Annotated in this window: 10 protein-coding genes; 3 read left to right on the forward strand and 7 right to left on the reverse strand. The window is 72.6% G+C overall.

What is annotated here, in order from left to right; translation table 11 throughout:
* Positions 1–59 precede the first annotated feature (59 nt).
* Genes FZ988_RS09955 through FZ988_RS09985 form a run of 7 tightly spaced genes read right to left on the reverse strand, consistent with a single transcriptional unit; the run spans position 60 to position 8,395 of the window.
* Positions 60–1,307, reverse strand: coding sequence for a transglycosylase SLT domain-containing protein (locus FZ988_RS09955; protein ID WP_149203855.1), 1,248 nt, complete (start codon positions 1,305–1,307; stop codon positions 60–62).
* On the reverse strand, positions 1,304–3,088 hold the full coding sequence (locus FZ988_RS09960; RefSeq protein ID WP_149203856.1) for a TraM recognition domain-containing protein: 1,785 nt from the start codon (positions 3,086–3,088) through the stop codon (positions 1,304–1,306). Before FZ988_RS09960 ends, FZ988_RS09955 begins: the two co-directional genes overlap by 4 nt.
* A gap of 29 nt (positions 3,089–3,117) precedes the next feature.
* On the reverse strand, positions 3,118–4,206 hold the full coding sequence (locus tag FZ988_RS09965) for a DnaB-like helicase N-terminal domain-containing protein (protein ID WP_149203857.1): 1,089 nt from the start codon (positions 4,204–4,206) through the stop codon (positions 3,118–3,120).
* Complete coding sequence (locus FZ988_RS09970; RefSeq protein WP_246169388.1) at positions 4,206–5,507, reverse strand: TraC family protein; 1,302 nt, start codon at positions 5,505–5,507, stop codon at positions 4,206–4,208. Before FZ988_RS09970 ends, FZ988_RS09965 begins: the two co-directional genes overlap by 1 nt.
* Positions 5,504–6,925, reverse strand: a complete 1,422-nt coding sequence (locus FZ988_RS09975) for an SCO6880 family protein (protein WP_149203858.1) — start codon at positions 6,923–6,925, stop codon at positions 5,504–5,506. The genes FZ988_RS09970 and FZ988_RS09975 overlap by 4 nt, the downstream gene beginning before the upstream one ends.
* Positions 6,922–8,085, reverse strand: a complete 1,164-nt coding sequence (locus FZ988_RS09980) for a type IV secretion system protein (RefSeq protein ID WP_188079057.1) — start codon at positions 8,083–8,085, stop codon at positions 6,922–6,924. Before FZ988_RS09980 ends, FZ988_RS09975 begins: the two co-directional genes overlap by 4 nt.
* 1 nt (position 8,086) lies before the next feature.
* On the reverse strand, positions 8,087–8,395 hold the full coding sequence (locus FZ988_RS09985; RefSeq protein WP_149203859.1) for a DUF6112 family protein: 309 nt from the start codon (positions 8,393–8,395) through the stop codon (positions 8,087–8,089).
* Between the two features lie 201 nt (positions 8,396–8,596).
* On the opposite strand from FZ988_RS09985, the gene FZ988_RS09990 reads away from it, so the two are divergent.
* The 3 genes from FZ988_RS09990 to FZ988_RS10000 are packed head-to-tail and all read left to right on the forward strand — an operon-like array spanning position 8,597 to position 11,603.
* A complete protein-coding gene (locus tag FZ988_RS09990; RefSeq protein WP_149203860.1) occupies positions 8,597–8,950 on the forward strand; it encodes a hypothetical protein in 354 nt (117 codons plus the stop codon).
* A gap of 14 nt (positions 8,951–8,964) precedes the next feature.
* Complete coding sequence (locus tag FZ988_RS09995) at positions 8,965–10,677, forward strand: HsdM family class I SAM-dependent methyltransferase (protein ID WP_149203861.1); 1,713 nt, start codon at positions 8,965–8,967, stop codon at positions 10,675–10,677.
* Positions 10,674–11,603, forward strand: a complete 930-nt coding sequence (locus FZ988_RS10000; RefSeq protein WP_149203862.1) for a hypothetical protein — start codon at positions 10,674–10,676, stop codon at positions 11,601–11,603. The genes FZ988_RS09995 and FZ988_RS10000 overlap by 4 nt, the downstream gene beginning before the upstream one ends.
* Positions 11,604–11,636: the final 33 nt, after the last annotated feature.

Here is an 11,636-nt window from a genome sequence, read left to right on the forward strand (position 1 = left end):
GTGGGGCAGGCTTCCCGCCTGGAAGGGCCTGCCCGCAACTGCCGTAGGCGACGGAACACTCACCAACCGGAGGGCGCCGGGTGCACCGCATCAGGCGAGAGTCGTGCCCCCGCGCACACCGGGTTCGACCACCCGAGGTACCCGTCCCCGCCGAGGTAGAACGAGTTGAGCCTCGCGAGCGAGAGCAGGTACACGCCGCCGTGGTTCCCGGTCGCCGCGTCGAAGGCGCCGTTCGAGGTGACGAGGGTCTGGTCCCAGTCGCAGGTGGGTGAGGTCTGGACGACGACGGACACGTGCCCGTAGATGCGCCCGGTCTCGAAGAACACGAAGGACCCGAGCGGGGGGCAACGTTCTCCCGGGTGCGCCTGGCCCACCTCGACCATCGCGGCCCAGTGGACGGCAGCCGAGTAGTACCCGGAGCCCACATAGCCGTACGCGCGGCAGGCGAGCCGATCGCACAACCCGTCCCAACCCGAGGTCACTCCCACGTAGGACAGCGCAGTCGTTACCGCGGTGGCGACGTCGTGCGGGGTGCCTGGCGGGACGACGACACCGCCGGCGTCACCACCGAGTCCGGGCAGGCACCCGGTGCCCGACGCGTGCAGGGGGGCTGTCGCGTCGGACACCGAGTGGTCCGTGGAGCCGGGCAGTGCGTCGAGCTGAGGCTCGGGTGCGTCTGCGGCTGTCGGAACGGTACTCCAGCCAGCCACCCTCTCGTGAACGTTGGCGATGAAGCCAGCCGTCACCGCCGGGATGGCCGGGTAGGTGCGCAGCCGGGACTCGCCGGCGTTGTGGGCGATGATCAGCGCGTCGAGCACCGGCAGCTCGGACGAGGCCCAATCCGGATGCTCGGCGCGGATCGCACGCACACCGTCGAGCCGGTCGCACAGGTACTCCCCGCCGACGCGGGCGTGGATGTCGCCCTCGCGCACGTCCCAGACGTCGTTGCCGTTGAGGTCAGTCGACCACGGGTGCCCGTACGCGCCAGCCCAGACCGAGGCGTTCATCTGGAACAGTCCCCAGGTCCCGCCGTTCGAGTCGTCCGCGTAGGCCTCGGGCTGGAAGCCGGACTCCTGGGCCATGACGGCGGCGATCCACGCCTCGGGCAGGTCGGGACACGCGGTCTTGGTCGCGGCGACCCACGCACGGGCGCCGGCCGGGACGGGTGCGTCGGCGGCGAGCACGCCACCGGCGGAGGTCTCGATGCACGCCGTGGTCGACGCCCCGACGGACAGGGCTGTGACAATCGCCAGGGCGGGGACGGCGGCGATCCCGAGTCCGCCCAGGGCGAGCAGTGATCGGATCATCGGGCACCTCCGGTCGGATGGGCGCTGGCGTGCTCGACGGCCGCCTGGTCGGCGCGCAGGCGGTCGGCGTCGGGTCGCTTGGTCCAGGGCGCGAGGTCGATGACGGCGGGTCGGGCCTGGCGCAGCAGCAGCACGCCGGTCCCGGACGGCAGGGTTCGCAATGCGGAGGCGGGTAGCACGGGGACGGTGCGGACCGAGGTGGAGGTCGAGCGGTCCCCGGTGCGGTGGGTGCGGGTCTCGACCAGCTCGTCGATCTCGCCGATGAGGCGGGCGACGTCGTCCAGGTCGCGGTACTTGCCCAGCCCGCCGAGCACGAGCTTGACGGTCGCTGCGTCCCAGAGGGTGTCTGCGGCGTGCTCCCCCCACCGGTGGCGGGCCTGCGCGAGCGACTGCAGCACGGCAAGCGTTGTGATCCCTGACCCGCCGCCCTCGGCCATCAGTTGGGGCAGTGACGGCAGGGGAGTGAGGTTGGCGATCTCGTCCAGCGCGAGCAGCAGCGGTGGGTCCAGGCGCCCCGCGGGGGAGCGGGCCGCCAGGGTGCGGGCGGTCTCGGTGATGTCCTCGACGAAGGCGGCGATCAGCGGTGCGGAGGACCCGGACGCGACGGCCGAGGCGAGCAGATAGAGGGTGCCCGAGCCGCGCAGGAACGCGACGGGGTTGAACTCGTTGCCCGGCGCGGGGTCGACCACGGCAAGCACGTCGGGGTCGGCCAGTGCGGCGAGGGACTGGCGCACGCCGAGCCAGACGGAGTCGCGGGTCCGCGGGTCGGTGTGGATGACGGCGTCCAGGGCATCGGCCCACCCCTCGGCGGCTGCCGATGAGCGGGTCAGGACCGTCACGGCGTCCTCGGCGAGCACGGGATTGAGCGACCACCGGTACAGGTCGATCGCCCGGCGCCCGTCCAGCGCCGCGGCGTGCAGCAGGCAGCGCAGGGCAGTCTCAGTCTGCCCGGCCCAGAAGTCGCCGTCGGACAGCGTGCTCCCGAACCCGACCCCTGCGGCCAGGCCACGGGCGCGCACCAGGGCGGTTCGCGGTGTCTCGCAGCCGCGTACCGGTGACCAGGCGAGTCCGCCGGGCAGACCGGCGAGGCGCTGCGGGTCGAAGATCGAGACCTCGCCCCGGGCTGCGCGGGCGTGGGACGTCACGGCAAGGGTGTCCGGTCGGGTCGAGGTGGCGACCACCGGCCCCGGGGCGTCGAGCACCCACGGGATGACCACGTGCAGGCCCTTGCCCATCCGTGGCGGGCCGACCAGCAGGGCGGAGTCCTCGACGGAGCACCACAGGTCGCGCCCACCGATCGCCCCCAACCGGTAGCCGACCTCCTCGGGGGCCGGGTGGGCGCCGGTGGACGGTCGGGCGACGGCTCCCCGGCGGATCACTTCGCGCCGCCCCGCGGCAGCGGCGACCTCGCCGGGTCGAGCCAGTCCCGGCAGGTTGCGTAGTGCGGCCGAGTTGGTCGGCTGCCGGTCGCGCCGACGGCGCACGAGCACCCACCCACCGACGACGGCGCCAATCAGCGCGAGGACGACGACGAGGGTCGCGCCCCAGTACGGGACCGGGCCGGGCAGCTCGGTGGGGTTCGGCCAGACGGACGCCGGGTCGCCGAAGGTGCCGAGGGCGCGCAGGGCGGACAGCGGGCCGCCTGTCGGCGTCGGACGTCCGGTGACCAGGCACGCGAGCGCGGCACCGCACCACAGCACCCCGGCGAACCCGAACACGACAGCACCAGCCGCGAGCCCGATGTCCGTCAGGTCCAGGCCCGGGCCGGGCTGCGGGCGCACGGGCGGGCGGCGTGGTCCCGGCGGAGGCCTCACCCTGCCACCGGTCCTCGGGTCGCACGCGGGGCTTCGACCGACGGGGTGAGGACGCCCCGGGTTGGCAAACCGGTCGCCCCGTGCCGCAGGGCGTTGGTCAGGACGTGGCCGGTGTCGATGACCTCCTCGACCTCCAGTACGGGGTTGTCCGCGGCACCGGCAAGGTGGGTTGCGGCGTGGTCGGCCAGCGCGCACAGCTGCTCGCCGGCGACGATCCGCGCCGCCTGCCCTGGGTGGTCGAACCACCCGGCGTCGGCCGCCTCGCGCAGCTGACGGGCTGACGGAGCGGGGCTGGCGTGCTCGGTCAGCGCCTGGGCCGCCCAGGCGACCGTGACGACATCGACGTGCTCACCCCGCGCGGCCAGGTCCGTCGCAGCGGCGTAGACGGCACGCCACCCGGGATCGGGAACCTGGCTGGGACGGAGCCACGTCGCCACCGTCGGGATCGCGTCGGGATGCGCGATGAGGGACCCAATGAGGGTCACGACGTGGTCGCGCTCGGCCGCCTGATTGCGGGCGGGGCGGGCGCGCAGGTACTTGTCCGCGCCGGCCCGGACCTCGAGTGGTCGCGCCGCCGGTCGCAGCGGGATCGGAGTCGTCGTCGGCGCGGGTGCGTGTCCGGTCGCGGCGGCCCAGCGGGCGGCGAGGCCGTCAAGGGTGGCGTCAACCATGAGGCAGGCCGAGGCGACCGGGCCAGCGCTCTCCGACAGCATCGACTGCAGCGCTCCGGCGCGCAGCAGCACACCCTGCCCGGCGACCTCCCGGCGGCTGCCTGCCTGGACTACCAGGCGGGCGTACACGGCCGGGTCGGGTCGCGCGGGCACGACGGAGATCAGGTCCACCAGGCGCAGGCGTCCGCCTGAGCGTTCGCCGAGCCGGTCGACCATGACCGGGGCCATCGCCTCGACGTCGACCGTCTCACCGGCAGCGTGCCGCTCGAGCAGGGCAGTGAAGACCTGACTGTGCCACCAGTCGGCGAAGTCGCCGGGTCGCGTCCACCCGCGCACCCGGTCGATGCCGGCCGGGTCGAGCATCAGGGCGCCGAGGGTGGCCTGCTCGGCGAGCATCACGGTGTCCTCGTCCATCACTCCTCCTCGCGCATGGCGGTGTCGGTGTCGATCAGGCGGATCTCGTCCGGCCCGGCCAGCAGGTGGTGCACGACGTGCGTCCGGCGTGGCAGCTTCCACAGGCCCGTCCCACGGGGCAGGGCGGGAAGCAGGTCGCGCTCGGGGCCCGAGAGGCCAAGCGCTCGGGCGGTCGCGGTCAGCTGGTCGGACTCCTGGCGATAGACGATCCGGGTCGAGCAGTCGGCCAGCAGACCCTCGGCCAGGGCTCGTGCCTCGGATCCGGCCGCGCCGACGGCGTCCAGGTCTGAGAGCCGGTGCAGGATCAGCAGGTTCGCCACGCCCAGGGCGCGGGAGAGCTTCCACTGGGCCTGCATCGATCGAACGACGGCGACCTGACGCAGCAGCCGCCACGCTTCGTCGTAGATCACCCACCGAGGCGTGCGGGCCGTGCCCAACGCGGCGTCCAACCACCCAGCGGCACAGGTCATGGCAACCGCGAGGGCATCGTCATCGGCGCCCAGGCGGGACAAGTCCAGCACGACCATCGACGCGGCGTGGTCCAGCGGGTCGGTGGTGGGCGCGTCGAACATCCCGGCCAAGTCCCCGCTGAGCAGGCGACGCAGCCCATGCGCCAGGTCGGTCCCGTCGTGGGACCGGTCGGCGACGGTGACGCCGTCTCGGCGCGCGGCTGTCGCGTCCGGGCGGACCAGCGCTGCGACGACGCCGCCGATCGTGGGCCGGGAGGCGTGCTCGGCTGCGGTCAGGGCGGCGTCGAGGGCCGAGTGCTCGGCCGGCCGGAGGTCACGGTGCAGGGTGGTGGCAGCCACGGTCGCCAGTCGCCGGAGCCGCTGGCCGTGAGCCTCGGGGGAGTCCGCGGCGTCGAGCGGATTGAGGCGTGTGGGCGACCCCGGTCCCAGTTCGACGACGACGCCACCGACAGCTCGGGCGACCGGTGCCCACTCGCCCTTCGGGTCGCCCGGCACGTAGACCCGCCGCCCAGCGGCGACCGAGCGCAGCGCGAGCGACTTGGCCAACGCCGATTTGCCCGAGCCGACCACGCCGGCCAGGAGGACGTTCGGGTTGGTCAGCTCGCCCGCCGCGTACAGCGCCCAGGGGTCGAAGCAGAACACTCCGCCGCCGAGCGCATCCAGCCCGACCGGCACACCGGTCTGCAGGGCGGGCGGGACCAGGAAGGGGTAGGCGGCCGCGAGGGTGGCGGTCGACGCCCGGTGCGAGGGGAGGCCGAGCGGCCGCCACGGGCGCACCCTGCTTGGCGGCGTGGCGAACCGCCGCTGACGGGTCCCGGTGCGCGGTGTCATCGCACACCTCGCGCCAGCGGCAGGGCACTGGCGAGGTGTCCGGCGCCCTGCTGGCCGACCAGGCGCACGAGGTCGCACATCGCGCGGGCGGCGTCGGACTCGACCGACCGGCATGCGTCGTCCAGCCCGGCGCGATCGGGCGCCGACACCGAGACCAGCCCGGAGAACCGCAGGTCGCCGTGGCCCGCGACGAGCTCGGCCTCGCGACGGTCGAGATCCTCGACCTCGGCGACCACCGCGCGGTCCTCGACCTGCCCGATGCGCTGGCGTTGAGCGGCGTCGGCGCGGTGCTCGGCCCGCGCGCGGCGGATCTGCCGCAGAGCCTCGCGGGCTGGCACCGCCTCCGCGACGATGCTCAAGGTCCGGGTGCCGACTTCGCCGAGCAGTAGCGGCTGCAGGAACGTGGCGTCCACGGCCGTGCGCGGCCACTCCGCGACCCAGTAGGTCGCGTGCCACGCGGTGCCCGTGCGCAGCCGGTCCCACTCCTCGGCCACACCCACAGGCGAGGCGACGCGCAGCGGAACATCCTCGGCTCGGGCGGTGGCGTGAGGGTCGTAGGCGCGGCGGATCGCAACCGAGAGCTCGCCCTCGTCCAGCCAGCTCCCGATGGCGAGCTCGGCCCCGGTGAGCGACTGGGCCACGCCGGACAGCACACCCGCGACGGCGTCGACCGCGTCGGCGGTCAACGGTCGGTGCCCGCGCGGACTACGGATCGCGACGGCGACCAGGTGCTCGCGGCGGCTGCTGCCGGCGAACCCGGCATCGAGCAGGTCCGCCAATGCGGCGGCCGGGCCGGGGGTGGACGGCGTGCAGTGGTCGCGCCACCAGCGTCGCGCCTGGCTCAGCCCGCCCGGCATGACGGCCGTGAGCACCTGGACGCGGACCACCGACGGGACCTGCGCCAGCGAGGCCAACACTCGGCCCCACCCAGCCGTCCGGTGTGCCTGGACCCCGTCGTCGGCCAGAAGGATGCCCGAGCCCTGAATGCGGGCGACGGCGGTCACCGTCGCGGAGCGGCGGTCGGCGACGAGGACTGCGCCGAATGCAGGGCAGGCCACGAGATCGAGCGACCCACGGATCCCGGGCAGGTTCAGCACGTCCTCGGCACCTGCCTGAATGCTCGCCGCGCGTGTTCGCCCAGAGGCCCGTGCCGCACCCCACCCGGCCAGCACCGGAGTCCACGCCGGCACGGTGCGACCGTGAACGGTGACCAGCGCCGCCGTCAGCAGCAGGACCCACACCGGTGCGGCGACAGCCACGCCCACGGCCCCGGCGCCCCGGACCGCAGCGACCAGCACGAACAACGCCGCGCCGACCAGGCCCAGCTGCTCGCCGGACAGCCCGAGCAGCACACCACGGCGCTCGAGGCGCCCGAACTGCGCGACCACCCGATCGGTGTCGGCCTGCCGCGCGCTCACCGCCGCCCCCCGCTCGGCGGGGCGCTGCGTCCGGTCGCAGGCAACGGCCCGGGCCGCGCCCCGGCCACGGGGCCCGCACTCCCACTCGCGCCCGTCGCACCCGCCATTGCTCCGCCGGCCCGAGCGGCGCGCGCACCGGCCAAGGCGCTGCCCGCGCCACTGGTCACGGTGGTGATCACAGCCTGTTGCGCGGCGATCTTCGTCGTCCGCCCGGCTGCTCCGGCCGTGCGGCTGATCGGGTTGGCCGCGACGGTCGCATGCATCATCCCGGCCGCCTCCATGCCAGACCAGTGCACGAACCGCCACGTCAACCACGGCGCGAACACCGCGATCGCCAGCAGCAGAGCCCCGACCAGAGCATCGGACAGCTCGGCACCCGGCGCGGCCGGCGTCCCGGTCGCGCCCGTGCTGCCCGCCCCGCCGAACGCCGAGGCGCCCACGACGAATGCCACGACGATCACGAGCTTGGAGAACACCAGGGCTGCGACCACTTCCAGCCAGCGCCGCGTCCAGACCCGCGTCTGGTCCCACGCCGCTCCCGCGAACGCGACCGGCGCAAACACCGCGATCAGCACGAGCGCTGCCTTGCGGAACAGCAGCACCCCCCACAGCAGCAGGAAGCCGACCGAGAGCAACGTGCCGAGCAGAATCTGCAGGGCCGGTGACGTGGCCGTCGCCAGCCCCGCGAACCGGAAGAACCGCGCCCCCGCGGCGCCGACCGTCGTACCCGACGCCTGCGCGATCGCGTGACACATGCCGTCGACCGCCGTCAGCGCCAGTTGAGTGCCGGCCACCGCCAGGGCAGCCCCGAGCGTCGCCTTGCCCACACCGAGCACCGCACGGCCCAGCCCGCCGGGCTCCCGGCGCAGCACCGAGGAGATCACCTGCGCGACGAAGAGCGCGACCACCACGGGCAGGGTGATCGTTGCCATCAGCGTCAGGTTCGAGCGGAACCAGTCAGCCGACAGGTCGACCGTCGTGGTCGCGTCCAGCGCGGCCAACGCGAGGTCGCCCAGCGAGGCCGCCGAGCCCATGAACGCTGCCCCGAGCCCCCCGAGTACGTAGTCGGAGGCGGCGCCCTGCGCCGCCGTCGCGGCGTTCGTGACGAGGTCGCAGACCAGTCCGATCGGACCCACGCACGGGTCGACGTCGGCCAGCACGTCAGATCCCCGCGCCCAGGCCGGAGAAGAACGTCACGATCGCGTTAGCGCCACCGATCAGCAGCGCGCCGCCCGCCGCGACCATCACGCCGGTCTTGCCGCCGGAGGAGTAGGCGTAGTTGCCCTGGTGATGGGCGAGTGCCCAGATGATCACCGAGACCACGAGGCCGGCGACACAGGCGACCAGTCCCCAGGTCAGGAGTGCGCCGACGACCTGCTGCACGACCGCCAGGCCGGGAAGTCCCGTCGAGTTGGGGGTGATCCCCGGGTCCTCCGCGCGCAGCGCCTCAACCAGCACCGATGCCACCATGGCCGCCTCCGTGTACCCCGTGGGCCCCGCGGAGTGCGGGAGCCCCTACGTGAAGGGGTGCGAGAGGGCGACCAACATGGGGGGCGACCAACCTGGGGGGCGACCAATCTGGGGGGGCGATGTGCGGCGCACGACCATCGGAGTGTCGGTAGTCGCTGCGAAGATCGCTCTGTGTCGGGATTCGTGAGCAGAGACGGGGCTGTGCTCTTCGAGCTGACCTGGACGAAGGCGGGGTCATGGCGTGCGCGCGTCTGTGCCTGCCCGGACGAGTTCGATCAGTTTGAGCGCTACCACCTCGCGCCGGCGGGCATCCGCGTCGTGCCTCACATGTCGGCAGCCGATCTGGCGTGCACCTGGGAGGGCACAACGGCTCCCCGTCGCGGCGCACCGCAAGGCGTGACTCAGGTGGCCAGCGCGCCGCTCTACCACGCGCTGCGCCGTCCTCTCAGTCGCGACGAGGTCGTGAGACTGGCCAAGAACCTCCCCGCCGACACGCCTCTCCGAGACACGACGCCCGCAACCGGGCCGTACGGCGACGACCAGGCGCCCGCGTAGGCGAGACTTCGACCGTGAGCATCGCCGAGCAGGTCGACACCGACGCGCTGAGGAAGTCGCGCGGGGCCTTCTTCACCCCACCAGAGGTTGCGGACTACGTTGTCCGCTGGGCGGTGCGGACCGCGACCGACCGGGTGCTCGAGCCTTCATGCGGTGAAGCCGCCTTCCTGCTCGCCGCACACCAGCGGCTCGCGACACTACCGACCGAGGGCGGCGAAGGATCTCTCGACGGGGTCGAGCTGCACGACGCATCGGCGCGTGCCGCCCGCGTGGTGTTGCACGATGCGGGCGCCGATGCGCGCATCCGCGTCAGCGACTTCTTCACAGTGGAGCCTGCTCCCGTGTACGACGCCGTGATCGGCAATCCGCCGTACGTCCGGTACCAGGACTTCGCGGGCGCGGATCGTGCCGCATCGCGGCGTGCCGCGCTGCACGCCGGGGTTGCCCTTACTGGGCTCGCCTCCTCCTGGGCGGCGTTCACGGTGCACTCCGCGCTGTTCCTGAAGCCGGGCGGGCGCCTCGGGCTTGTGCTCCCCGCGGAACTGCTCTCCGTCAACTACGCGGCCCAGGTACGCGGGTTTCTGATGCGGCGCTTCGCCCGTGTCCGCCTGGTGCTGTTCACAGAGCGCATCTTTCCTGGAGTGCTCGAGGACGTTGTGCTGCTACTCGCCGAGGGCACCGGAGGAACCGACCACTGCGAGCTGCTGCAGGTGCAGGATGCCGATGCTCTTGCTGCGCTCGACCCGGACACGGCCTCCTTGTGGACGCCCGCTACGACCAGCGGGAAGTGGACCTCGGCCCTGCTGCCGTCCGCTAGCGCGGCGGCCTACGCGGCCGCGACCGCGGGCGAGGCCTTCTCAACGCTCCACACCTGGGGTGAGACCACCCTCGGGATGGTCACCGGTGCGAACAAGTTCTTCACGCTCTCGCCCGGCCAGGCTGCCGACCTTGGTCTCGCGGCCGACGAGTTGCTGGAGTTGAGCCCCCCCGGGAGCCGGCACTTGCGCGGGCTCTCGTTCACCGCGCACATGCGCAGTGAGCTCGGTATTCAGGGTTCGGCGACACTCCTCTTCCGCCCGAGCGGCGAACCCGGCACTGCCGCTCGCGCGTACATCCACGAGGGCGAGAAGCGCGGAGTCGACACGGCCTACAAGTGCCGGGTGCGCACGCCGTGGTGGCGAGTGCCCCTGGTCGCGCCCGCCGACCTGCTCTTGACGTACATGAACGCCGACACTCCACGGCTCACGACCAACACGGCCGGAGCACGTCACCTGAACAGCGTGCACGGCGTCTACCTGACCGAGGAGAACCGGGTTCTTGGACGCGAGCTCCTGCCCTTGGCGTCGCTGAACTCGGTCACTCTCGTCGGAGCGGAGATTGTCGGACGCGCGTACGGCGGCGGAATGCTCAAGCTCGAACCCCGCGAGGCTGACGACCTGCCGGTGCCGTCGCCGGGGTGCGTGGAGAGGTGCGCCGACGCTCTGCGAGCGATTCGTCCGCGCGTGCGCGACTACCTACGCGCCGGTCGGCTCCTGGACGCCGTGCGACTCGTCGACCGAATCGTGCTGCACGACGGGGTGGCCCTCGACTCCGCTGGCATCAGCGAGCTTGAGCAGGCCTATGCAATGCTCGCCGCGCGGAGGCGTGCCCGGGGCGCGAGTGCAAGAGACAGCGTCTCACCGCACGCCATGGTGCTAGCCGGGCGTGGGAAGGGAGGCACAACGTGAGCAAGGAAGACGCCCTCAGCGCGTTCGACGCAGAGCTTGCCGCCACAATCCTGAGCGACCCCTGGCTGCACGAGCAAGGGGAGCCACCCCGCTATGGGCCCGACTACGACCTGCTCGGCCGGCTGCTCACGTACCCGATCCAGAGCGGCAGCGTGTCGGAGTCCGGACGCTTCGCCAAGGGCATCGACGCCTGGCTTGCACACGAGCTGCGTCGGGCCGGCTTCCTCTCCGACGAGGTGTGGCCGCGGGCCACCCGGCCCCGGGTTCTGCCACGCGACGTCGTGCTCTTCGTTGAGAAGCTCCCCAAGGGGCTAGGCGATCAGGTGAGGCCTCACCTCGAACGCATCACGGCTGTGGGGCCCTCAGATGCCAGGGTCCTGGGCCGGGCGTACTACAAGCAGATCGACGTCTGCATCGCACGATGGGACCGCGGCCCGGAACTGCTGTTGAGCACCAAGGCGCAGGTGTCCTCGTTCGGGAAGAACCTGCCTAACCGGTTTGAGGAGGCCTACGGCGACGCGGCAAACCTCCGCGGCCGGTACCCCCTCGCTGCAACCGGCTTCTTCTTCCTGCAGCGCGACACCATCCTCACCACCGAGAAGGATGCGTGGGAGCGCACCAAGGACATGATGAGCAAGCTTCGCGACACCGACGCCAGGGGCGGCTATACCGCCACCGGCCTCGCCCTCGTCCACTGGGACGACACCCTGCCCGTGTCCGATCGTGTTGTCACCGTGAACGTCGACGACGTCCCGGCGTCGCTCCGGCCGGACCAGTTCCTCGACGCCATGCTCTACCAGATCCTCGACGTCACCCCAGTCGTTCAGCACGTCGACGTTCGCCAGCTTCGTGAGCGTCGTCGCCTGCCTCTCCCAGAGCCAGAGGGCACCACCGATGACACCGAGGAGACCGAAGCTCTGCACTAGCGATGGCGACGGGGTCCGCCCGCGCGCTGGCAG

The sequence above is a fragment of the Actinotalea subterranea genome (assembly GCF_008364845.1).
Classification (GTDB): Bacteria; Actinomycetota; Actinomycetes; order Actinomycetales; family Cellulomonadaceae; genus Actinotalea; species Actinotalea subterranea.